The sequence below is a fragment of the Pseudophaeobacter flagellatus genome (genome assembly GCF_021228235.1).
Classification (GTDB): domain Bacteria; phylum Pseudomonadota; class Alphaproteobacteria; order Rhodobacterales; family Rhodobacteraceae; genus Pseudophaeobacter; species Pseudophaeobacter flagellatus.
In genome coordinates this window covers 211484-235124 of the sequence record NZ_JAJQRG010000005.1, presented here as the reverse complement: position 1 = coordinate 235124, position 23641 = coordinate 211484, and the positions used below count along the sequence as shown (strand labels likewise).

Sequence of the window (23641 nt, the reverse complement as noted above, 5' to 3'; positions counted from 1 at the left end):
CTTCGCGGCCAAAGGGTCAGGCGGCGTAGCGACGGACATTTTTGGCATCCACCTTCAAATGGTAGGCTTGGCAGGTCTCGCCGCCGATTTCAACGCGCGGCCCGGCTGGGGAAATGGTCAAACCAGTTCGCCGCATCAGTAGCCCCGCCGCCACCGAGGTCAGGCAGATATAATCCTTGAAGTTCCAGGACTCGGCCAAACGGGCAAGGCTGATGCCAATCTCTCCCCGCACCTGCATCCGTTCCCGGCTGCTTAGGGTGTCGGCAACAAAAACCCGGCTGACCTCCCAGATTTTAGGGTCCTGCGGGGCTGGCTCGTCAAGAATATCAGAGGGAAGATCCGGCAACAGGCCCAGTTGGGCATCGCGCAACATGTAGCTGGCGTTGATATTCTGCGCCGTTGTCGGCGTTACCCGCAGCCCGCCATACACTGTCAGCCCATCATGGATCACATAGTAAATGCTTTCCGGGCTGTCATATTGATCAAATTCAAGCCCACGTGTATTTGGCAGCTTCCAGCCACGGGCTTCAATAAAGTGGTGATACCTAGCGCGCAGAAGCGCGGTGAATAAGGTTCCTGTTTCACCAAAATTGTCAAAGGTGATCTCTGTCGATTGCATCGGTGCGCCTGTCCACTCGCTGGAGGATTTCTAGCCCCCCTCATGGGGGTTTTAATAAAATTCAACACAACTCTTACAGGCAATCGTAAATTTTACATTAACGCAACTAGTATTACTTAACGGCACGACGCAGCTCTGTGTCAACCGAAACGGTGGCATCCTCTGTCTCTGCCGAGGAGAACTGACCGGTCTCTGTGCCCTGCCCCGGAATGGCTTGCTCTCCGGCCTCTGTAGGCAGGCGATCTGGGCCTGACGATTGACCCGATTGCTGCGGCTCACCTGACGCCAGCCCCCGCGCAGACAAAACCTTGCGGATCTCTGACACCAGGACTGATTTTTTCACCGGTTTGGCGATATAGCCCGAGGCCCCAAGAGCCAGATAACGCTCGCGGTCTTCTGCTCCGGCATTTGCCGTCAGCATGATCACTGGCGTAGCACCGATACGCCCGCCACGCCGGGCCATTTCCATCAGGGTCTCACCGCCATCCATCACCGGCATTTTCATATCCAAAAGTACCAGATCAACTGCCCGCTGTTCCAGACAGTCCAGCGCCTCGACACCATTGCCGGCCTCCAATATTTCAAAATCCCCCTTCTTGAGAAAGGCCCGCACCACCATTCGGTTTGATCTGGTATCATCAACCAGCAGGATGGATTTGATATTAAGATCCTGCGCCAGATCTTGCAGGTCATCCCTGCTGGGCTGCGCCGCCGCCCCTGAGTGCTGCTCGGTCTCAAGCGGCACATCGGCCTCTTCCAGAACCTTGATCTGGCAGGTCACCGTAAAACAACTGCCCTCAGACAACGTTGAAACAACCGTGATATCCCCCCCCATCATGCGGGCAAAGCGGCGCGCGATCGCCAGGCCAAGCCCAGTGCCCGGCACCGTAGGCGCGTTTTTGTCTTCAACGCGGTAGAATTCCGTAAACAGCTTGCCAAGTTGATCTGCCGCAATGCCCCGCCCCGTGTCGCAGACCTCAATTGCCAGCAGGGTTTCGCCCCGGACCAGCACGCCGCTCGCCTTGACAGAAACATAACCTATTTCGGTGAATTTGATCGCATTGGAGACCAGATTCCCAATCACCTGACGCAGGCGTAGCGCATCAAATTCGGCATAGGCTGGCAAGCCTTCGCCAATTTCAACATCCAGCCGCAGCCCCTTCGCATCCGCAGCCGCGCGAAACATCTCTACCGCGCTGGCGATTTCCAGCTTGGGGGCTGCGGCAGCCAGGCTTACTTCGATATGGCCGGCCTCGACCTTGGCGTGGTCCAGAACATCGTCCAGAATTCCCGTCAGCGCCTGGGCAGATTTGCGCAACAAAACCGTGCGCTCGCGCCGAGTCTCTGTATCGGTATCTTCCTCATCGATAAGTTCAGACATGCCGCAAATCGCATTCAGAGGCGTGCGGATTTCATGGCTCATGGCCGCTAAAAAGCGACTCTTGGCACGGCTACCGGCTTCGGCGGCGCTAAGTGCCACGCGCAAGCGCCTGGTCAGCCGGTGCAGCACCCACATGCTATGGGCAACATAACAGGCCCCCAAAATCATGATGATCAACGCGATGACAAATTCCATCGGGCTGGCAAAGGAGTACAGGAAATTGATGATCATGAAGCCCACAGCGCAGATAATCGGCACCGCAGTCAAAAGACCGAATAGCATCCATTCCGACCGTGCAACCACGCTATGATTAAGCGCAATGATCAGCAACATCGTGCCGGCCAGTTTGGGAAAGGGCTCTGGCTGTAAAAACAAAAGCACCGGAATCGCATTAAAGACCCAAATCCCGACAAAGGCAGAGCCAAGCAACAACACAACCCCGCCAGGCGTCACCTCGCGGTCCAGCTTGCGATAGGCAAAAATACCGATCACTTCGATCAGGCAAAGGCAGGCATAGATCGCACAAACCGTCACAAAAGGCAGGTAATATAGGGACAGAACCGAGACGAGCGTGATGGAGGCAAACCGAGATGGCAGGTCGCCGCGTACAAGCCGGTTCTGTGCAGCAACCGAAGCCTTCAAATCGGCTGGTAATTCAAACATGCGCATCATCCCCGAAGCGTCATTCACGTCGTCCTTTTTCTCGCTGAACGGACACCAAAGGCACCCAATCACCGCCATCGCCTGAGCACGCGTATGGACGGTCCGGTACTTTCACCTGAACATAAGGCCAAAAGATGGCGGTGGTTCGAAAGAATAGGATCCTATCCTAACAATTTATGCAAGTTTGAAGGCATCTTCCCGCGAAAACCCTGCGTTCAGACGCAGGTTGCACAATTAACAGGCAGAGCCAGGATTCACGTTGCTCCGCTATTTTTTCTGGCATCCGTCAGGCAGGCCTGTTGGGCCATAAAAGGCGGCTGGCTGGCCTGCGGCAACAGCCCAGACCCAGTTACCATAGTCAAAATGCCACCATTCGCTTGCCAAATTGGTAAACCCAGCCTGAAACATCGCCTGGCACAGCAGCTGTCGGCGCTCGACCTCGGGGGATCCTACAAGCGCACCTGTCCAACTGCGCGCACTGGGTTCGTCAAAGCCGCTGCCCATAGGCAAGATTGCGCCGGTTTCATCCGCCAGTGTCACGTCGATCGCGCCGCCGGTGACATGCGGGCTGTGTCTTGTCTGGCTATCCGAGGGCGGTGCCGCAAACTGCATGGTAATTTGGTCAATCTCCGGGGCGCTGGCCTCTGGGTGGCGTGCGACAACATCGCTTCGGATCTTTTGGTACAGTGCCTGCTGCAGGGCTTTGGAACGCCATCCATCCAGCAGGACCAGCCGATAGCCCTGCGGCAAAGCACGCGCCGCCATGCGCAAACGATCATAGACCCCGGCGCGCACCCAGACATCTGGCAGAGCGTTTGGCAGGCCATCGGCATGGTAAACAGGGCGCGTCAGCCAGCATGCACAACCGGAGGTCGAAACAAGCACTTCGCCGTTCTCAGCGATGTTAAGCCGCGCGGCGGCCTCCCAATTCAGAACATTTGACTGTGGTTTAGACATTTAGTGCAACAGTGTTGGCAGCCAGGTGGTAAGCCCGGGCACAAGAATGATGATCAACAGCACGCTCAGCGCCACGGCAATAAAGGGCCAGATCGCCACGAACAGACGGGCGATATCAACCTTGCCAACCGCAGAGGCGACAAAGATACAGGCCCCCATCGGTGGCGTAATCAGCGCGATGGTGATGTTCAGGGTGATGACAATGCCCAGATGTACCGGATCAATCCCCGTCGCCTGGGCCACAGGCAAAAAGATCGGAGTCAACAGCATCAGCGCCGAGACCTCCTCCATGAACATACCGGTGATGAAGGTCACAAATGAGATCGCGATCAGGGTTAGCGCCGGATTATCGGCAAAGGGTGCCAGGATATCGGCAAAGGCTTCGGGCGCATTGGCAAAGGCCAGCTGCCACGAAATGATTGAGGAAATCGCGATAATGGCAAACACCGCCGAGGTCAGCATCGCCGTGTCTTTGAAAGACATCCAAAGACTGCGCAGGTTCAGATTGCCCGACATCACCCCCCAGATTGCCACATAGGCCACGGTCAGGGCGCCGGATTCCGTCGGCGTCACCACGCCAAATACGATCCCCGCGACGATGATCAGCGGCGCAATCAGGGCCGGTAACGCGGCATAGGCCGCACAGAGAATTTCGCTAAAGCGCGCAGGTTTGTCCAGTTTTTCAACGTTATAGATGCGCGCATAAACAATGTTCATCGCCATGAATGCGCCGCCCAGCGCCAGCCCCGGCAAGACCCCGCCAAGGAACAGCGCCCCGACAGAGGTCCCGGTTTGGCTGGCATAGAGGATCATAAAGATCGACGGCGGAATAATCGGCCCGATCAGCGAACTGGCGGCCGTCAGCCCTGCCGCATAGGTGCCGGGAAACCCGGCTTTGCGCATCCCCGGCACCAGCAGGGTGCCCAGCGCCGAGGTATCGGCCACGGCAGAGCCGTTGATGCCGGCAAAAAAGACACTGGCCACAACATTCACATGGCCCAGGCCGCCGCGCAGATGCCCCACAAGGCGCGTTGCAAGGTTCAATAGCCGTGGCGTCATATTGCCATTGTTCATCAGGTTCCCTGCCAGAATGAACAACGGAATGGCCATTAGGGAAAACACGTCAATGCCGCCAAAGGCCTGCTGCGGCATGATGCGGCTCATCTGTTCAAAGCCAACAAAGGAAAACCCGATCACCGCGGTGGTCATCAGGCTGAGGAAAAGCGGCATCCCAATGATCACATTGAGCAGCATCACCGCAAGCATGGTGGCAATCATTCGTCGTCCTCAACGGTCTGGGCAGGCATTGGCTTGGGGCCATTTAGCAGTGCCAGAAGGAAAAGCAGCCCAAAACCAACCGGCAGGATCGCCACCGGGATAGAGCGCGAAATCTGCAAACCCGGCGTTTTGAAAAAGCCGACGCTGCCAACATATTCATAAGAAAACCAAGTCATTGCCCCCGTCAGCGCCAGGGTCAACAGCCATTGATACCAAATGATCACACGCTTGATCGGTGCCGAAACACGGTTTTCCAGGATCGCAACACGCATATGCGCGCCTTCAATCCAAACCGCGCCCATCCCCAGCATCGCAGACCCAATGATGCAATAGCGGGCCAACTCATCAAACCAGATAGGCGAAGCGCCAAGGAAATAGCGCGCCCCCACCCCATAGAGGATAAACACCGTCACCCATGCGATGAGCAGCGTTGACACGCCTGTTGAAAGGCGTGTCAGCAATTTTTGCAAAGCGAGGATCATTACTTGATCAGGTCAGATTTGCCGAGATCCGCGAAGGCGGCTTCCAGGAAACTCTTGTCGATATCCTGGGTGCCAAGCCATGTGATAAAGCCGGGCTGACCGATTTTCTGGAATTCTGCCATAGCCTCGGCGGTGGGGGTGATCACCTCGACGCCATTTTGCGACAGCCATTCTACCCGGCCCTCGACATTGGCCTGCACATCTTCGCGTGTCAGCGCGTTGGCCTCGATAACCGCCTCTTCCAAGATCCTGCGCTCTTCTTCGGAAAGACCTGCCAGCCATGCGCCATTGGCGGTCAAGAACTGCATGGAATACTGAATGTTGGCGCGGGTCATATAGCCCTGCACCTCGTTCAAGGATCCGATAATAATATAGAGCGGCGGGTTCATCTGCCCGTCGACAACCCCGGTTTGTAGCGCGTTATATACTTCGGTCCATGGAATCGGCGTGCCGGAAGCGCCCATAGCTTCATACAGCGCCACCTGCGATGGATCCATCGCGCGGAACTTCATGCCGTCAAAATCGGCGGGCGAATGGATCGGCTTCTCTGTGCTGGTGAACGCGAGGAAACCGCCCTCTTCCACCACGGCCAGGATTTCCGACCCGCCGGTGCGCTCGGCAAAGGCCTCTTCGACCATGCCCCAGTATTTGCCGTCATCAAAGAAGCTGCGGGCCTCTTCGGGGCTGGTGAACATGAAGGGCGTGTTGGAAACGAAGACCTCTGGCACCACCGGCGACACACCGGCAAAGCTGGCGATGTTCAACATCGGCGAGGCCAGCGTGTTTTCCATACGCTCCTGCTCTTCGCCCAGCTGCGAGTTGGCAAACAGCTCCAGCTCGATATCGGTCTTGGCCTCGACGATCTCTTCCAGTTTGGTAGCAAAGAAATGCACCGCGTTCTTTTCGGCGTCTGGGGGACCGTTATAGCCAAGTTTGATGGCGTCAGCCTGGGCGGCAACCGCAGTGCTGGTCAGCAAAGCGGCAAGGGCGAGAGACTTGAATTTCATTTCAGAAACCTTCCTGTTGAGCGATATATGATCTGCCGCCAAACGCGTGACGTCCTCGGCACTTCACGGTGTTGCCTTAGTGGCGGCACGCGGTTCGGGCGTGACCATGAAATAGAAAAGTTTGAAAATGTTATCAAGCAAACATCCTAATAAAAAAAGTTTGCTACAAAACATTTACTGTTATACAGTTGAATATACTCAAAAATTACATGTGATGAAACCGTAAGCACAGGGGAAAAGGGGCGAAAGGTGCAGGAAGAGCAGGATCTATTGGCCAATGCCATCGCCAAGGCAGAATCAAAGCTCACCCAAAAAGAGAAGCGGATCGCGGCCTATTTTCTGGCGCGCCCCGATGCGGTGATTGTCGAAAAGAACGCTGACATTGCCAAGAAACTTGACCTAAGCACCATGACGCTGACCCGGTTTTTCCGCAAAATCGGCTTCACCGATACGGCTGATGCGCGCGCACAGTCCATCCAGAAGACCTATCGGCCAGGGAATGACCGCGTCGACAAACGGTTTGAAGATAGCTTTTCGCGCCCCAGCTCTGAAAAGGCCATAAAGGATCTTCAGCTAAGCCGGGCCTCTGTTGAGGCCGCCTATGAACTGCGCGGCAGCGCCATCTGGGAGCAGATCGTCGAGTTGGTTGCGCACTCGGATGCGGTGCATGTCACCGGCTTTCAAACCATGCATTTCCTTGCCGATGGTTTTTTCCGCCGTCTGTCCTATCTGCGCAACAAGGTTCACCTCGAGGATGGGATTGATGGCGTCTATGCAGGCTTATTGCCAGAACCCGGCGAACATGTTGCGCTGATCATGATGGATGTCTACCGCTACGGGGCGCATGGCCCCCGCCTGGCTGCACTCGCCCAAGAGCGTGACATTGATGTCATTGTTTTAGCTGATGAATTTTGCGACTGGGCTGGCGGCATCACGCCCTATGTCCTGCGCTACCCGGCAGAGACCCACTTTTTCCTGGCGATGCCGCAGGGAATTACCACCGGGCTGAACCTGCTGCTGCAGGATGTTAGCGCCAGCCTTGGCGATACCGCCGGACGCCGGGTCAAAAAACTGTCCGAAGCACAGGACTATTTTGGCCTGTTCCTGGACTAGCTGCCACCTCTCCGACTGGCACCGGAACTGACCCACGACATGCGTAAAATTTAGGCAGAGATGGTCAAAATCTGACGGCGCGCCACCGGGGCTGCCGATGATCCGGGTTTTGCAGCCCAAGACACCGCCAAAGCCTTGTGTCGCGTGGGTTTTCGGATTTCCTTTTCACATGCCTAAAGACCAGACAGATGCATTCGCAAACCGGTTGGCGGCGCTGATACGGCAGATCTATCCTGATCTGGATGCCGCAGCGCTTTCCAGAAAAATTGTTGCCGCCTTCTGGCCCGACAACAGACACCGTCGCAAACGTGGACGGCGGCCAAGCAACAATCTCTGGACGGAACGGGATGCGCTGCTGATCACCTATGGCAACTCTATCCTGGATGGTGCCCATAAACCGCTGGATCTTCTACATGATTTCCTTCTTCGCCGGATGAAGGGGGTCGTCAACGGGGTACATATCCTGCCGTTCTTTCCCTTCACCTCTGATGATGGCTTTGCGGTGTCGGACTTTCGGACTGTGAACCCTCAGCTGGGGGATTGGCCAGATATCAACCGGATCGGCAAAGATTTCCACCTGATGTCCGATCTGGTACTGAACCATGTCTCTAGCCAGGGAACCTGGTTCAACAGCTACCGTCAGGGCCAGGCCCCCTATGCGGATTTTTTCTTCGAAGCCTCCCCGATGGATGACCTGCGCGCGGTGGTTCGCCCCCGCATAACGCCGCTGCTGCAAGAGGTCGAAACAGTCAATGGCCCGCGCCATGTTTGGTGTACCTTCAGCCATGACCAGATCGATCTCGACTTTCGCAACCCCGAGGTCCTGCTAGAGTTCCTGCGAATTATCCGCCTGCATGTGGACAACGGCGTGCGAACCATCCGCCTGGATGCAATTGCCTTTTTATGGAAAGAGGTTGGCACCACCTCAATCCATCTGCCCCAGACCCATGCGATTGTGCAACTGATGCGGCTCCTGTGCGACTACGCCGCCGAGACCATTATCCTTCTCACCGAAACCAATGTGCCAAAGGCTGAAAATCTCAGCTATTTTGGCAACCGCAACGAAGCCCACGCAATCTATAATTTCCCGCTGCCGCCCTTGATCCTGCATGCGATCATGTCCGGGTCGGCTCAGTATTTGCGCCGCTGGCAGAGCGGCATGCCCCCGGCCCAGCTGGGATGCGCCTATCTGAACTTCACTGCCAGTCACGATGGGATCGGTATGCGTCCGGTCGAAGGCATCCTGCCGGACCGCGAGCAGGAAAAGATGATTGATACGATCAGGCAAACCGGCGGGCTGGTCTCGATGCGGGCCTTGGCCGACGGGGGCCAGGCCCCCTATGAAATCAACACCACCTTCTTTGAGGCAACCCGGCGGACATTCTTGGGCGAAGACGACCACCACTTTGATCGATTTTTATGTTCGCAAACCATCGTGATGTCGCTAGAGGGGATCCCCGCATTCTACATTCACGCGATGCTGGCCACGCCCAATGATCACGACCAGGTCGCGCGGCGTGGGATGAACCGTGCGATCAACCGTCACCGTTGGGACTATCCAACGCTAAACGCCCTGCTGGATGACCCCAGTTCCTTGCAGGCTCGGGTTCTGGCGAGGCTGTCAGAACGGTTGAAGATCAGGGCAAGGCAACCCGCCTTTCACCCCAATGCGACCCAGTTCACCATGCCGTTGGACAACAAGATCTTTGGCGTCTGGCGGCAAAGCCTGGATCGACATCAGTCGATCTTTGCGCTGCACAATGTCAGCGACCAGCCCACAACCCTGCCACATATGTCGATGAACCTGATCGAGGATGAAACCTGGATTGACCTTCTGACTGGAGAGGAAGTCGATATGATGCAGGAAGCGCTGGTGCTTTCGCCCTATCAATGTCGCTGGATCACCAACCGGGGTTAGCGCGACGCGCCGTCACGTGCATTCACGCACGCAGGCTCTCGTTTGTATTTTGCACGTTCTACGCAACCAAAATCCGGTGCGCGATACTGCGTAGCACGCTTAGGTATAGTCCATCTCATCTGCCTTGGCGGCGGCAGTCATATCCGACAGGAAGGTGGGGTCGGCGGCATGGACGCGGTTCCAGGTGGGAATAAAGGGCGTCTCATGCGGGTTTTCCAGAAAGATCTGCCCGGCGCGCATGATGTTTTCCGCAAACAACTCGATCGAAGTCTCTTCGGTATGGCGATTGATCGACAAGCCATTCATCTTGGCATCGTTGTAGTAGGCCTCTAGCAAGTCAAGGGCGCAGCGATAATAAGTGGCCTTCAACGTGCGAAACACATTGGGGGTAAAGACCGTACCGTCCGCCGCCAGCTTGCGGAAAATCGCCTTGCAGATATCCGTCGACATCCGGTTCAGGCCGGTGTTTTCTTCCTCTGGGCTGAGCGCCTGGTGCTTGTGATCATAGGCATCCGAGATATCAACCTGACAGACCGCTTTGGGCGCAAGATTGCGCCAAGCCTCTGATAAGACTCCGATTTCCAGACCCCAATCCGATGGAATACGCAGATCCGGCAGGATGGCCGTGCGCATTGCAAACTCCCCCGATAGGGGATAGCGAAAGCTGCGTAGATAGTCGATGTAATCCCGGCTGCCGATCACCCGATTGAGCGCAATCAGCAAGGGGCTGACCAACAGGCGTGTGACCCGGCCATTGATCTTGTCGCCGCCGATCCGCGGGTAATACCCCTTGGCCACCTGGTAGGGAAAGCTGGGGTTGGCCATCGGATAGACCAGCCGGGCCAGCATCTCTTTGTTGTAGGTCAGAATGTCACAATCATGGATTGCCATGACTGCGCTATCGGCGCAGCCAATCAGATAGCCAAGGCAGGCCCAGACATTCTTGCCTTTGCCTTTCTCAGTTGGGGCCAGACCCAACGCCTCTAGGCGGCTCCCCAGTGCCAGCATTCTGGGGCTGTCATTCCAGATGACGATATGATTTTGCTTCAGTCCCTTGAAGAATTCCTTGGCACGGCGGTACTGGGTTTCATTCGCGGCATCCAGGCCAATGATGATCCTGTACAGATAGCTGACACTTGCCAGCTCTGTCAGGATATGCGGCATGGCCTCCCCTTCAAGTTCGGAATACAGGCAAGGCAGGATCAATGAGATTTTGCGGGACTGGGCAAAAACGGCAAGCTCATGCTCCAACTGATCGGCCGACCGGGTGCGCAGATTGTGCAGTATTGTGATGTTTCCGTTCTGATGAAAATCAGCCATACGCCTTAGCCCTTGTTCAATTGCAATCGATCTAGGAAATGAAGCATCGCCGCATTCCAGCCCTGCGGACCTGCGGCTGTGCTGCGGATGATCCGGCCCTCTGCCTCGCCCTGAAGCGGGGCAAGGGGGGCACGATGCGGGTTGGCCACCACCACCCCAAAATCAGTTGCCTCCAACATCTGAACATCGTTCGGCGCATCCCCCAGCGCAATTGTATGCTGGGGGGCATAGCGCTGAACAATTTTGCGCAGCTGATCGACCTTGTTGCCGCCAAAAGAGAGCGTCAGAAAACGCCCGCCCTGTTGCGCGCTCACGCCCTGCGCCTGCAGATGGGTAAGAAAGTCCGCCTGCTGTTGCACCGTCCCCAGCCATTGTCCTGGTTCGGAAAAATCACGCTGCTGTGCCAGCTGTGCCCCAGCGGGCGGCAGCCCGGTCATCTCGCCCAGCTGTGCCAGCGTGACATCCCCGAAACCGCGAAAATTCTGCCTCAGATCCGGCGGCAGCCCGGCAAGAATCTGGCGCAAATCCGCATAGCCGCTGCCCCCCTGCACAGAGCTGACACCAGGCGGCAGATGCCCTGCCCCATTCTCGACGATGGCGGGCCAGTCCTGCAGCCCCAAAGCAGCGCGCAGCGTGCCCACCTCGGCGGCGGTTTTGCTGCTGGCCAGGACAACCGCCGCAGACAGGTCTTTCAGTGCAGCAAGCGCTGGCTGTGCCGCCGCCCAAGAATAAGTGTCGTGATCAAGCAACGTGCCGTCAAGATCGGTAAACACCATAAGACGCAGGGGAATTGTCATGCCCCCAGTCTGTCTTCGCGCCCCGCAGGATCACAAGATCCCACTCGCGAGAGCGCGAGAGAGCCCCCGCATCCGCCTAAATCACAAGCACCGAAACGCCCATATGATTACGACTTAAGCACATTCTAAACGCCCAAGCGGGCAAATACAGGGTGCCAGATCCACGCTCCATAGCGCCTGCCTTTTGCCCCCAGCCAACCGCTGCAGGCCCGTTCAAAACCGGGCGCCGCGAGGTGGGGTTAATTATTGGCATTCGCGCAGCTGCAATCCCTTTCAGCGCCCTTCAACGTAGTCGGCAGCCTGAAAAAGCGGAACGCCCCAAGCCGATACATCGTTTCAGTATAGCTGTTCTGCTTACCCTCGGAATCCGTGGTCTCCACAGGCGTTTCAACAATTTCAACCGCGCTTCGGTACGGCTGCCCCTTGTTCAGCCAATCTGCTGACAGCACCATTTCAGTGCCATCCAACTCCCACGATCCGGTGTAAGGGCGTTTGGCAAAGACCAGTTCAAATGCCCCGTCTTTCTGGATCGCCATGTACCCTTCGGCATCGACGTCCAATTCACCAGCATCAACCTCGCGCATCAGCTTGGTCCATAGCACGACGTAGCTTGGCTCAGCGCTGCACAATTCGTAACGCGCGATCGGCTCGCCTGTCTCAAGGCTCCACTTCTCCTCGAACATCACATCCATGATGTTTTCTGGCGTGGTCAGAGGCTCCGATTGTTCCAAGTCGTACCGACGCCTCTCGCTCAGCTCATCCTCGTCGCGATCGCTCCTTTCAATGCCCCTGTCGTCGGACGACATCAAAGGATCACAAAATGAGACCAGCGGCATCTCAGAGGATTGGCTTTGGGCGACAGCACCGGTGGGGCCGATAAGGCAAGCCAAAACAGCTCCAATAATTTTTTGAAATGTAGTCATGATTTCCTCCCCAGAAACCAACTCTTCAAGAGTTGTCCCAATAATTTAGCAGAAATTAGGCCCTGCGGCAAAAAAATGAGCGACAGAATTAACCATTTGCACCCATTTCTCGCCCAAGAATGGCCGCTTTAACCCGTTAGTCCGTCCTGACCACAAGCCGTGGCAGGCGGCTTGAGTTCGCAACAATTTGGAAAGACAGACCCATGCTGCGCTATTTATTTGCTACACTTCTGGCCATGATGATGGTTGGATCAGCAGAAGCCCAGAAGGCCGGTGTCGGTGCCTGGGAGAATTCCAGCTACACCATGTTGAAGTGGCTGGAAGATACGCCCGCACTTGGCTGGTATTACAACTGGCGGCCCGATCAGATGTATTCCAGATCCCGCCATCGGCGCAGTGTGGAATTCGTCCCGATGATTCACAATGCGTCGGATGTGAACAAGCCGATACAATCTGACCTGCCCCTGCGGCATCTGCTGGGTTTCAACGAACCCGACGGCAAACGCAGGCTGTCAGTTGCGCGGGCGGTCAAACTGTGGCCCAAGCTGGAACGGCGCGGCCTGCGCCTTGGCAGCCCCGCCACCAAGCAAGGCGGAACCCTGGGCGAGAATTCCTGGCAGCGCCGCTTTATGAACGAAGTCGAAGCGCGCGGGCTGCGGGTCGATTTCATGGCGGTCCATTATTATTCCAGAAACGGAAGTCTGACAGAGTTTCGCGACTGGCTCGAAGCCGTACACAAGGAATACAAGCGCCCTATCTGGGTTACCGAATTTGCCTATATCAACTGGCGCCGCCCCGGATCCACAACCTATCAGAAGAACGCCAAATTCGTTGAAGGCGCGATCCGCATGATGGAGGGGCTGCCGTTCGTGGAAAGACATGCCTGGTTCGCAGCTAATCCCTATACTTGGCATGGCCATACGCCGCAGCTGAACCTGGTCAATGATGATCTGGTCCTGACCCCCACGGGCCAGGCATTCGACAGAGTCCTAAGCAGAATGGACGCCCGCCGGGTTTCCAGCAGAGACAATTAACAGGCTATGATTGGCATTTGCCGACCGCCGTTTCCCCATGCTCATATTACTGCAAAATTACGCCTTACTCTTCAGTGCTCCTTTAGACCAAACTTCCGGAATTAGAATTAGGTCGCAGATTTGCACGTTATGGTAATATCGGAAAATTCAGATATCCCAAAAACGTGGCAGACCCTCATGGAACTTAATAATCGGCAATCTATGTCTGCCGTATTTATTTGACAAAGACACCCCCAAGGACGTCTAATATAGGGGCAAATAATGAGGGAAAGGAAATGTCCGCACGTCCTCCTCTATTGAAACTGATTGGCATCAGTCTTGTTGTATTTTTCAGCGCAACCGGACCAGCCACCCACGCCCAAACGCTTGAATTTGAAACCTTGCAGGATGCTGCCAAAGATCCGGCGGCAGTAGACGCGCAACTTCAGCTTGGCGAGATCCTCCTTTATGGCAACAGGGGCCAGCCCCAGGACAAGGACCGGGGGTTGACGCTGATTTCACAGGCGGCAGCTGCGGAACACACGGCAGCGCAAGCGGTGCTGGGAAAAGTTCTGCTGGACGGATTTTATGTCGAAGCTGAGCCTGAAATGGGGCTGGGCCTCCTGCAGAAGGCCGCCGACAAAGGCAATCGGCTGGCAGAGGAAACGCTGGGGCGGGCGTTCTTGTGGGGGGAAGGAACACAGCCTGACCGCACCAAAGCGCACACCTATCTAAGTTCGGCAGCGATGAAGGGAAGCCCAGATGCAATGCGCATTCTGGGTGAACAACTTATCGATGGCCGGATCATGGACCAAGACATTGCTGCCGGAGTTCTGCTGCTGGAACGCGCCGTGGACATAGGTGATGCAAAGGCCAAAGTTGCGCTTGGCACATTGTTGTTTTACGGCGGAAACCTCCCCAAAGACCGGCCCCGCGCGACCGCGCTTTTCGAAGCAGCGGCAAAGGCGGGCAATGGCGAAGGCCTCCTCCACCTCGGCGCGGATATGATGTGGCGTCGGGTTGATCCCCAGGCCGCAAAAGCCCTGCTGACCCAAAGCGGAGAGCTGGGCACTGGTGCCGCTTGGACAACCCTGGCTGAAGGTGCGATGTTCGGATATCTGGGGGCAGACCGGCGCGGGCAATTTGAAACCTTTGCTGAAAAGGCGCGTGCCGCAGGTGAAACCCGTGTCGCCAAGCTGGAGGCTTTGCGCCAGTTATACGGCATCAATATGCGCGCAAGCGGCCCCGATGCGATCCACTTGCTGGAGCAGGCATCAGAGGATGGCAATGCCGACGCCGCCAAATTCCTGATCCAGCTGGTCCGTGATGGCAACCGGCTCAATGTCAGAAAGGCACCGGAACAGGCGGCCATTTATCTGGAGAAATATTCCCACCTTCTTGACCTGGCAGATCGGGAGCGGCTGGACTTCACCCTGAAACTGGCGGGCACACGGCGCTTTGACCAGTTTGACAAATTCGCTACGGAATTCGAAAGCCGACCAGACCTGAAAACCACTGCCTTTGGCATGGATATTTTTGCAAGTAATCCGAATTTTGCAATTTTCGTTTTGCAATCAAGATTCAAACAACAGGGCAAGGCTGTTGGCCCTACGGACGGATTTGCAGGCAGGCGGACCCTGAAAGCCCTATCGAAAGCCTGTCGGACACTGCCCGATACCAGCCCCTGTCGTGATACCGTCATGCAACCCAAAGTCATCGGAGAGCTGCTGGCCCAACGATAATGCGCCTGCACTACCGCCGGAGTGATATATCACTGCCGGGCAGCGCTGCGTGCGGCAGTGCCGGACCGATATGCCAAAGACCTACCTGTAGTTGTCGAAAGCTATGGCGGTCTTTGGGCAGAATGTCGTTTCCATACAGAACCCCAGATCCGCGGCACACCTCGCCGCAGGCCAACCCTGTAGGCTGCAGCCTTGCACCGCAAAAATGGACAGGTCAGCTTCGCTTGGGATCGTCGTTCAGATTTGGCCCTGTATCGCAGAGATCAAAGTTCTAGCTACGATGGCAACGTGAAGGCTGACCAAACCCCGCCGGAGAACAAATCCACGTGGCCCCCCCGCGCGTGCTCATCAATGAGGCCCGTCGAGCAGCCTTGCGTGCACGAGCTGCGCGTTTGTCAACAGTATTGCCATTGGCCATCCAATTGAAACCAGAAACAGTCTGAGTTCTATTGTTGCTCTGCTGCTCGGCCACTGCAGCCACTGGAAACGTAGAGATTGCCACGACTAGCCCAACACTGAGGGTCGCTGACACAAAATCGGTCGCCGTTTTGATAAACATTGCTCGCTGCCTCTAGCTTACATCGGTGGTTTCCCCACCTTGATTGCGCCTGAATAAGGTATTTATATGTTTAAGCAACGGTCGATTTGTGTCGGCTCTATGAGTGGCGAATTCTCGCTAGTTGCCGATTACCCGGTTTTCCAAGCGCCAATCCGGCAAGCCATAGCCATCGGGCCAAGGGTAGACCTCTTTTTGGTTGAAGTAGACGACACCGGACAACAGCGGTTTTTCGGGCTGTGGCTGACGGACTTCGCCTTCCCATTGCTCGACGTAGCTGGCGCTGCCGGCAAAGCCAAGCTCGGCAACGATGACCGGCTTTCCAAAGACGGCTACGCGGGCATAGGTTTCGTCCAGCCATTGCTGATACGGTCGCGACCCACCTAGAATTTCGGTCTCCCATTGCTCAAGCCCAAAAATCGACAGCCCCACAAGGTCCACGTAGTCGTCACCGGGATAATATTTTTCCAGCCCGTCATCCCCTGCAGGCGACCAGATAATGCTGATGTCAGGTGCCTGGTCCCGGCAGATATCAATCATCCGCTGGAACGAGGTGATATAGTCCTCCGGCTCCCAGCCTGACCAGATGAACTGGCCTTCATCGCGCTCCATTTCCTGCCCCCACCGCACAGAGATCGGGCTTTGCAGATCCTTGAGCACCTGGCAGATGCCGCGCATGTTTGCATCATAATAGCCATTCAGGATGCCATTGCGCAGAAATTCCGGTGTGTTGCGCTCGTCCACCGTCCAGGTCCAGGGTTCCACCGTGACCATCAGGGCACGCCCGCGCTCAAGCGCATATTCATCGGCATCCAGCAGGGAAATCAGCGACACGTCCTCCCACGGCAGGAAGACATGCTCGATCATCACATTGGTTGCCTCGCTGTAATCCCCTACAGGATCAAATGCGCCATAGGGCATGCTGCCTGGCGGAATAGCCGCAGCGGCCAGAATAAAGGGAGCCCCTGCGATTGCACCCACCGCAAACATGCGCCTGACGCGAGAGACTGGTTTGAAACGCTCCATGACCCGGTCCTCCTGTTTTTGGTCACCACACTGGGGCGCTTTCATCACCCCAGTCAAAATTAAATCTATATACAAACGGATCTCGACTTGCGCTGCCCGCCCCTGCAACGTTGACCTGCACCTCAACGATCTTCAGCGGTTCAAGACCAATCGACAGCGCATAGACGCTTTCTGCTGCGCGGATCGTAAAGGCGCTGAACAGCAAAGTCGCTGTGGTGGCCACAACACCTGCCTGCACCACAACATCGCGCCACTGTAGTTTGACAGGCCATCCGTTCTCCTGAAAATGCCTCAACACCGTCACGGACAGCGTCGCAGTATAAAGGCTCCCGGAAAACAACGTCAGAAGATAAAACCCCTGTGCCTGTTCCAGGTTTCCGGCCAACAATACGGGCAGGATACACCCCAAAGCCAGAATCGCATAGACTGCCCAGACCTTGACCGGCAAACGGGTTGGCCCGGTGTCACCCTTGGGGGTAATTCGGAAATCGACAAAGCGCCCTGTTAAACTGTCCCGCACGGCTGAAACGCAGCCCCACAAAACCCAGGGCCATTGCAGCATCAGAAACAAGGTTCGTTCCCAGCTAATAAGGGGGGCATCTACCGGCCGGAAAACCTTGAGCCGCCGCAGCGCGCTTGCCAGCAGCAGCAAGGCCGCGATCTGTGGCATCGCGTGCAACACATACTGTGGGAAAGTAATTTCCGCGTAGCGGAAATCGAACACAACCGCCAGGATGGGCAACAGGTACATCAGCACAAAGGTCACGCCGAATATCGGATAGAGCAGCTGACAAAACAGGAACTGCCATTTCAGCCGCATTGGCATTTGTCGCAGATAGCGCGGCGTATGTACCAACAACAGGGTCACCAGGCTGCGGGACCACTGGAATTCCTGAATCGCAAGATCGGCCACCGTTGTCGGGCCGTCGCCAATGGCAATCGCATCCAGCGCATGGACCCCCCGCCAGCCTGCCGCATTGATCAGCATTGTTGTGGAATGGTCCTCAGCCAGTTCAGGACCCAATCCGCCAGCCTCCTGCAAGGCACAGGTCCGCACCGAGTAGTGAGATCCGATGCACATCGGCGCAAACCCAGCGGTATAGCCCGCCTGCAGAACCCCGTGAAACGCCCCTTCGGTGTGTAGTCGCGTGCGCGCCGCCCAGTTCCGAGAGGCGTTGGAGGCACAAATTGATGGTGCACTCACGTAGCCCACGTCCGCATCCGCAAAGGGGCGCAACATCTCGCGCAGGTATCCCGGCTGCGGCACGTGATCGGAATCAAGCTGGCTGACGACATCGTATTCCGCATAGCCCCAGTGATCGTAGAAATAGGCAAGATTGCCTTCCTTGCACCGTGTTCGCCTTGGCCAGGTCGCCTGATGATAGTCTTCAACCCCCTTGCGGCTGGAAATCTTTACACCGTGGCGGTTGCACCAATCTATGGTGTCCGCGCTGGGATCTTCATCTGCCAGCCAGGTATCATGGGGATAGTCCTGTGCCAGCATCGCTTCGAGGGTGGTTTGAACAACCTCAAACGGTTCTGAGGGCGTCTTGGTCACGATCATCGCAACCCGGAACTGCCCCGGCACTGGATCGGGCGCGCTGGAGCGAACGGCGCGCATCGCAAAATAGATGAAATAGCATTGCAAGAAGCTCAGCCAGGCCAACAGCCCAGTCACCAGTGCAAACCGCCAGGGCGACGCGATATGTTCAGGCGCGAACCACCAGATCCAGAACCAGAGCGTCGCCGCCCCCCATATCCCTAGCAGGGCCCAAAACAGCACCCGTTTACGTCCCACGATTATGCGGGACAGGTTGTGATATCCGGGGTCAGGCCGCGACATTGCATTTCAGCCCGAACCAGGGGGCTGCGTCTTCAATAATCCGGTCAAGCGAGGACAGCTCGGCGCGAAACCCCAGCACCTCGGCGGCGCGCGAAGGATCTGCTGTCAGCGAGGGCGGATCACCGGCGCGACGGGGTTCAATCCGGACAGGCAATTTCCGGCCGGTCTTCGCCTCGATGGCGCGCAGGATTTCAAGGATAGAATGCCCTCTCCCACTGCCCAGGTTCAGCTTGATCGACGGTTTCCCCTGCATCAGATGCTGCAGGGCCAGAACATGCGCCCTGGCCAGATCAGCCACGTGAATATAATCACGAATGCAGGTTCCATCCGGCGTCGGGTAATCATCACCAAAGATCGACAAGACATCCCGCTGCCCCGACGCGGCCATCAGGGCAAGTGGAACAAGGTGGGTTTCGGGATCATGTTGCTCGCCCAGCTGGCCTTCGGGGTCTGCCCCCGCCGCATTAAAGTACCGCAGACAGGCAAATGTCAGATCGGTCACGCGGGCGAGATCTTCCAGCATCTGCTCGCCAATCAGCTTGGTCCGACCATATGGATTGATCGGCACCTGTGGCGTTGCTTCGTCAATTGGCAATGTTTCAGGCACACCATAGGTGGCACAGCTTGATGAAAAGACTATCCGCTTGATGCCGGTTGCGCTTGCGGCTTTTAGCAATGAAATCATGCCGCCGACGTTATTATCGTAATAGGCATTAGGGTGCTGCACGCTCTCTCCGACATAGGCGGAGGCCGCAAAATGCAAAATGGCGGTGATCTTATGCTGCGAAATCGCGGTGGCAACCGCATCGCAGTCGCGTATGTCGCCCCGCACGAAGGGGCCAAAGCGGACGGCCTCTTCGTGTCCGGTTGACAAATTATCAAAAACAACGGGACGGTATCCTGCCATTTTCAAAGCCTTGCAGCTATGCGATCCGATAAATCCAGCACCGCCCGAAACAAGGATTGAGGAGACCTGACTCATTGTCCTACTGGTACCTCCGCTTCCTTATCTGCCGCCAATCGTTCACGGTACCACTCAATTGTGGTGCTCAGACCTTCGTTCAGGCCCACGTTCGGCGCCCATCCCAAGATCGTCTTGGCACGTTCAATATTGGGTCTGCGTTGTCTGGGGTCGTCCTGCGGCAGCGGCCAGAACGCGACGCCTGTCCGCGATCGCACCATTTTGACGATCTTTTCGGCAAGTTCCAGCATGGTGAATTCGCAGGGGTTACCCAGGTTCACTGGCATCTTCTCATCCGATGCCATCAACTGGATCAGCCCCTCAACAAGATCACTCACGTAGCAAAAAGAGCGGGTCTGCTTGCCGGTTCCGTAAATGGTCAAATCCTCGCCTTTCAGGGCCTGCACAATGAAGTTTGACACAACGCGCCCGTCTTCTGGATCCATGTTGGGACCATAGGTGTTGAATATCCGGGCAATCCGCGTTTCAACCCCCTTATGAGCACCATATTCCCAGAACAATGTTTCCGCCACGCGCTTACCTTCATCATAGCAGGCGCGGGGGCCGCAGGTATTGACGCAGCCGCGGTAGCTTTCATCCTGCAGAGAAACCTCCGGATCGCCATAGACCTCCGAGGTGGAGGATTGCAAAATCCGGGCTTTCTTTCTGCGCGCCAGTTCAAGCAGATTGAGAGCGCCTAGAAAACAAGTTTTAGAGGTGTGGATCGGACCTTCCTGATACCTATCCGGAGAGGCAGCACAAGCCATGTTATAGATCTCATGAACAGGCCCCGATATATCAATCGGGTCACAGATATCATGCTGGATCAATCGGAAATAACGCCGCTTTAAAAACGGTGCGATGTTACGCCTGCACCCGGTTTGAAAATTGTCGACACAGATAACTTCGTGCCCATCATCCAAAAACCGACGGCAGAGGTTTGATCCAATAAAACCGGCACCACCGGCAACAAGGATTACTTTGTGATTTCGCGTAACGACGCGTGGCATAATATTGGTACGCAAATGCATTCCTCCCCAGGAGATTCCGAGAAAAATAAGGCAGCTATTGGCATATATGCGATTTGGAAGGACGTGATATTTCCGACAGATCCGAACTCGTCAGTTCAGATGTCTCTACGACTTCCGAGATTTTAATCTGCCACAGTCTAATAAAATTTTCAATAAAATGTATAGACTAGTGCTATCCCCCCCTGCACCATACTGAATATGGTATAGCCTTTCGATTTACCCCAAATAATTCTCGTGAAGGTAGTTTTGATTTCAGCTTCAGGTAGTGTCATTTTGTTAAATTCGACGGGAAACTCGAATAATTGACGGTGATCCAGCAAAAGCCTGTACCGGCGATTCGAAACTGTAACGGCAAGATAAATTGATTTCCGTTGGGCTGCCTGGTTCGCATATTCGAAAAGAAAGCAGAAAAATAGCGCCCCACCGCACCCAGGTTTCTTCATCCATGAAAATCCGACCTCATTCCTGGTGAAAAGAACGCGGGCAAGCCATGCAGAGAAATCTGGTTTTCGGATCAAGAAGCAGACACTGCTGACGCACACCATATCACCGAGCACCACGAAACGGCTCAAGAACCACTCCAGCTACCACTAATCGAGGTGGCGAAAGGGGGCGGCATTTCTTGGGACACGGCCTATAGGGCGAAAAAGAAGGGAGCAATCAAGATCTGCAAGGCAGAAAGCCAATCGTTACTGAATGCCTCAGGCGCCACAGCAGGATTGAGCGTTGTGCAGTGCTGCATGGCACATTGTGTGGGTATCTTGCGGGGCAAAGATGTCGCCACTGCCATTCCATCAAGTATTATCAAAATCTCAGGTCTTGATAATGGTGCGGTCGAGAGGCGTCATTTTTTGCATTAAAGACAACAAGATAACACTATCTTTGCGTAAACTATGCGTAACACAACAACGATACACTATGTAATTTGGATGAATGGTCGGCCCCTTACAGAGTCGATTGATGCAGAATCTCAGCCACAGCTGCCAGCTTGCCATTGGCGCAGGTCCGCCCGCGCGCCTCGGCGATCAGAGCATCCGAGATCTGACCTTCGGTCTGCGGCAGCGGGCCGGTGTATCCAGCGCAGGGCTGCAGCAGATCGGGAGGCACTTGGGGCGGCGGCATAACCGCCTCACTGGCTGGTTGAGAACAGGCGCTGAGCAGTAGCGGCAAGCAAAGGGGATAAAGGCGCATCGCGGCCCTCCATCTGTTGCAGGTCATTGGAAAGCGCAGACCATTGGCGCGCCTCATCGGCGGCGCGATCGAGGTGGGCGCGGTGAATGCGGGCGGTCTCGGCGGCCTGCTGCAGGGTGGCCTGCGCCCTGGTCAGATCCGATCGGGTAGCGGCCAGATCGGCGCGCAACCTGGCGCGGTCCTGGAAGGCATCCGCCACGGACCAGACACCCCCGGCCAGCACCGCCACCAGAGCAATGCCCGGCAGATTGCGCAAGATAACAGCCCGGATCATGCCGCCGCTTTCAGGGCCTGATGGCACATGGACCGTTCTGCGCCGCGCCGATTGACCAGCCCGGCCCAGATGCGCCCGCCCGCCTTGTTCCAGCGTGGCAGCTCATCGCAGGCCCCGGCGAGATCCCCGGCATTGGCTTTGCGCACCAGGGTCGATGTGCAGGCGGCCCCTGCCCCGACATTATAGGTCCAGCTGACCAGGGCGATTTTCATGCCAACCGGCACCGGGTGTTTCAGGCATCGATCCAGCGCTGCCTCATAGGCCAGGATCTCGCGCGCCAGCATCGCATCACAGTCCGCCTTGCTGTAGCGATCACCGGGCTGCACGCCCTTGGTTTCGCCATAACAGACGGTCCAGACGCCCACGACATCGCGGTAGGCATCCACGCGCAGACCTTCCCACTGGCCAATGAAGGTAATGGCCGAGGTCAACGCGATGCCGCTGCCTGCGATGACGCCAACCGTGCGCCGGCGGACCGCGCCGCCCGTATCGCGGCGGAAGGCGGCAAGGCCGGACAAGCCGTTCTGCAGCACCAGCCGCGCCGGGATCGCCAGTACCTGACACGTGGCCGAGGCCATGGCAAAATACAGCGGATCCCAGCCCAGCATGCCGGGTTGAACCAGGGCCAGAAAGTATCCGCCCAGCAGAACCAGGCTGGCAAGGACAAGCCAGAGAGACCAGGATCCGGTCAGAGTGGCGCGCCAGTTCGAGATGAGTTTCATTGCGGTTGCTCCAATGCAAAAGACCCCGCCAGAGGCAGGGTTGGTTTCGGTTAGGTTTTGGGTTTTGTGGTGGTTTTACGGCTTGGCGCGCAGCAGCCATTTGGTCAGCAGCACCTCAGCCCCGCGCGGGCCGATATAGGCGGCTAGGGCCACGATGCCGGTGGTCACGGTGGGACCGGCACCCATGTAGCTGGCAATGGCCTCGCCAATGATCGCCATGCCAATGGCAACCGGGATTTCCCAGAGCAGTTCCGGGCCAAAGAAACGGCGCTCACCTTTGCGCACCTCGCCGGAATGCCACATCAGGCGGCCTATGGTGGCCCCGATCAGCGTGGTCGCCGCGCCGCCCAGCAGGTTCGACATCCAGTCGATCAGTCCCGCCTCGGGCATCACCCCTCCCCCAGTTCGACCAGCGCCGCATCAAGCGCCGCCAATGCCACCTGCACCTGCGCTGGCGTCAGCGCGGCCTCGATCGCAGTCCGGGTTTTGCGGCGCAGCCCCGCAAGCTGTGCGGCGATGCCGGCATAGGCATCTGCCATAGCAACAATGGCCGCTGCCAGATCCTCGATCTCCTCGCCTGTGATGGCGGCCTCGGCCTGCAGCATGGCCACCTGTTCCACGCTCGCCGCGCTTGCCAGATAGGCCCGCGCCGCAACGGCCTTGGTTGCCCAGCTGTCGCGTTCCGCCTGGGGCACCCGCCCCGTGATCGCAGAGGCAGACGTGGTGAGCCGATCCAACGCTTCAGCCAGGCTCGCGGCCTTGGCCTGCGCCAGCTCCTCAACGGCCTGGTCCTGTGCGGTGGTGATATTGAGCAAGAATGTCAT

Annotated in this window: 23 protein-coding genes; 4 read left to right on the top strand and 19 right to left on the bottom strand. The window is 56.7% G+C overall.

Going from position 1 to position 23641, the window contains the following annotated elements:
- Positions 1 to 16: 16 nt before the first annotated feature.
- From LRK71_RS11985 to dctP, 6 genes are all read right to left on the bottom strand, one after another.
- Entirely contained in the window at positions 17 to 619 is a 603-nt protein-coding gene (locus LRK71_RS11985) for an acyl-homoserine-lactone synthase (protein ID WP_232404040.1), read from the bottom strand.
- A gap of 112 nt (positions 620 to 731) precedes the next feature.
- Positions 732 to 2663 (bottom strand): response regulator, encoded by a 1932-nt coding sequence (locus LRK71_RS11980; RefSeq protein ID WP_232404039.1) that lies wholly within the window; start codon positions 2661 to 2663, stop codon positions 732 to 734.
- Between the two features lie 267 nt (positions 2664 to 2930).
- A complete protein-coding gene (locus tag LRK71_RS11975; RefSeq protein WP_232404038.1) occupies positions 2931 to 3620 on the bottom strand; it encodes a M15 family metallopeptidase in 690 nt (229 codons plus the stop codon).
- The gene (locus LRK71_RS11970; protein WP_232404037.1) at positions 3621 to 4898 is read right to left on the bottom strand and encodes a TRAP transporter large permease; all 1278 of its coding nucleotides are present in this window, start codon (positions 4896 to 4898) and stop codon (positions 3621 to 3623) included.
- Positions 4895 to 5380: a TRAP transporter small permease gene (locus tag LRK71_RS11965; RefSeq protein ID WP_232404036.1), complete on the bottom strand. Its 486-nt coding sequence runs from the start codon at positions 5378 to 5380 to the stop codon at positions 4895 to 4897. Before LRK71_RS11965 ends, LRK71_RS11970 begins: the two co-directional genes overlap by 4 nt.
- Positions 5380 to 6387 (bottom strand): TRAP transporter substrate-binding protein DctP, encoded by a 1008-nt coding sequence (dctP, locus tag LRK71_RS11960; protein ID WP_232404035.1) that lies wholly within the window; start codon positions 6385 to 6387, stop codon positions 5380 to 5382. Before dctP ends, LRK71_RS11965 begins: the two co-directional genes overlap by 1 nt.
- Positions 6388 to 6636: 249 nt before the next feature.
- Between dctP and LRK71_RS11955 the strand changes: the two genes are divergently transcribed.
- Positions 6637 to 7500 carry a MurR/RpiR family transcriptional regulator gene (locus LRK71_RS11955; RefSeq protein WP_232404034.1) on the top strand — a complete coding sequence of 288 codons (864 nt, stop codon included), beginning with the start codon at positions 6637 to 6639 and terminating at the stop codon, positions 7498 to 7500.
- A 169-nt stretch (positions 7501 to 7669) separates the two neighbouring features.
- Positions 7670 to 9418 carry a sugar phosphorylase gene (locus LRK71_RS11950; protein WP_232404033.1) on the top strand — a complete coding sequence of 583 codons (1749 nt, stop codon included), beginning with the start codon at positions 7670 to 7672 and terminating at the stop codon, positions 9416 to 9418.
- 99 nt (positions 9419 to 9517) lie between these two features.
- On the opposite strand, the gene LRK71_RS11945 is transcribed toward LRK71_RS11950, so the two are convergent.
- The 3 genes from LRK71_RS11945 to LRK71_RS11935 form a co-directional block, all read right to left on the bottom strand.
- Positions 9518 to 10738: a glycosyltransferase family protein gene (locus LRK71_RS11945; RefSeq protein ID WP_232404032.1), complete on the bottom strand. Its 1221-nt coding sequence runs from the start codon at positions 10736 to 10738 to the stop codon at positions 9518 to 9520.
- A 5-nt stretch (positions 10739 to 10743) separates the two neighbouring features.
- A complete protein-coding gene (locus LRK71_RS11940) occupies positions 10744 to 11535 on the bottom strand; it encodes an HAD-IIB family hydrolase (RefSeq protein WP_232404031.1) in 792 nt (263 codons plus the stop codon).
- Positions 11536 to 11774: 239 nt separating this feature from the next.
- Complete coding sequence (locus LRK71_RS11935) at positions 11775 to 12458, bottom strand: hypothetical protein (RefSeq protein ID WP_232404030.1); 684 nt, start codon at positions 12456 to 12458, stop codon at positions 11775 to 11777.
- 203 nt (positions 12459 to 12661) lie between these two features.
- Between LRK71_RS11935 and LRK71_RS11930 the strand changes: the two genes are divergently transcribed.
- Entirely contained in the window at positions 12662 to 13492 is an 831-nt protein-coding gene (locus LRK71_RS11930) for a glycosyl hydrolase (RefSeq protein WP_232404029.1), read from the top strand.
- 275 nt (positions 13493 to 13767) lie between these two features.
- Positions 13768 to 15213 carry a tetratricopeptide repeat protein gene (locus LRK71_RS11925; protein ID WP_232404028.1) on the top strand — a complete coding sequence of 482 codons (1446 nt, stop codon included), beginning with the start codon at positions 13768 to 13770 and terminating at the stop codon, positions 15211 to 15213.
- 676 nt (positions 15214 to 15889) lie between these two features.
- Here the strand turns inward: LRK71_RS11925 and LRK71_RS11920 are convergent.
- The 10 genes from LRK71_RS11920 to LRK71_RS11875 all read right to left on the bottom strand — a co-directional run bounded on the left by LRK71_RS11920 (position 15890) and on the right by LRK71_RS11875 (position 23641).
- A complete protein-coding gene (locus tag LRK71_RS11920) occupies positions 15890 to 16795 on the bottom strand; it encodes a glycoside hydrolase family 26 protein (RefSeq protein WP_232404027.1) in 906 nt (301 codons plus the stop codon).
- A 22-nt stretch (positions 16796 to 16817) separates the two neighbouring features.
- A complete protein-coding gene (locus tag LRK71_RS11915) occupies positions 16818 to 18638 on the bottom strand; it encodes a glycosyltransferase family 2 protein (RefSeq protein ID WP_232404026.1) in 1821 nt (606 codons plus the stop codon).
- Entirely contained in the window at positions 18625 to 19620 is a 996-nt protein-coding gene (galE, locus tag LRK71_RS11910) for a UDP-glucose 4-epimerase GalE (RefSeq protein ID WP_232404025.1), read from the bottom strand. Before galE ends, LRK71_RS11915 begins: the two co-directional genes overlap by 14 nt.
- Positions 19617 to 20609, bottom strand: a complete 993-nt coding sequence (locus LRK71_RS11905) for a UDP-glucuronic acid decarboxylase family protein (protein WP_232404166.1) — start codon at positions 20607 to 20609, stop codon at positions 19617 to 19619. Before LRK71_RS11905 ends, galE begins: the two co-directional genes overlap by 4 nt.
- A 170-nt stretch (positions 20610 to 20779) precedes the next feature.
- Entirely contained in the window at positions 20780 to 21202 is a 423-nt protein-coding gene (locus LRK71_RS11900; RefSeq protein ID WP_232404024.1) for a hypothetical protein, read from the bottom strand.
- A 373-nt stretch (positions 21203 to 21575) separates the two neighbouring features.
- On the bottom strand, positions 21576 to 21752 hold the full coding sequence (locus LRK71_RS11895; RefSeq protein WP_232404023.1) for a hypothetical protein: 177 nt from the start codon (positions 21750 to 21752) through the stop codon (positions 21576 to 21578).
- Positions 21753 to 21759: 7 nt separating this feature from the next.
- Positions 21760 to 22095: a hypothetical protein gene (locus LRK71_RS11890; RefSeq protein ID WP_232404022.1), complete on the bottom strand. Its 336-nt coding sequence runs from the start codon at positions 22093 to 22095 to the stop codon at positions 21760 to 21762.
- On the bottom strand, positions 22092 to 22817 hold the full coding sequence (locus LRK71_RS11885; RefSeq protein WP_232404021.1) for a lysozyme: 726 nt from the start codon (positions 22815 to 22817) through the stop codon (positions 22092 to 22094). The genes LRK71_RS11890 and LRK71_RS11885 overlap by 4 nt, the downstream gene beginning before the upstream one ends.
- Before the next feature lie 75 nt (positions 22818 to 22892).
- Positions 22893 to 23207 (bottom strand): phage holin family protein, encoded by a 315-nt coding sequence (locus LRK71_RS11880; protein ID WP_232404020.1) that lies wholly within the window; start codon positions 23205 to 23207, stop codon positions 22893 to 22895.
- The gene (locus LRK71_RS11875) at positions 23207 to 23641 is read right to left on the bottom strand and encodes a hypothetical protein (protein ID WP_232404019.1); all 435 of its coding nucleotides are present in this window, start codon (positions 23639 to 23641) and stop codon (positions 23207 to 23209) included. The genes LRK71_RS11880 and LRK71_RS11875 overlap by 1 nt, the downstream gene beginning before the upstream one ends.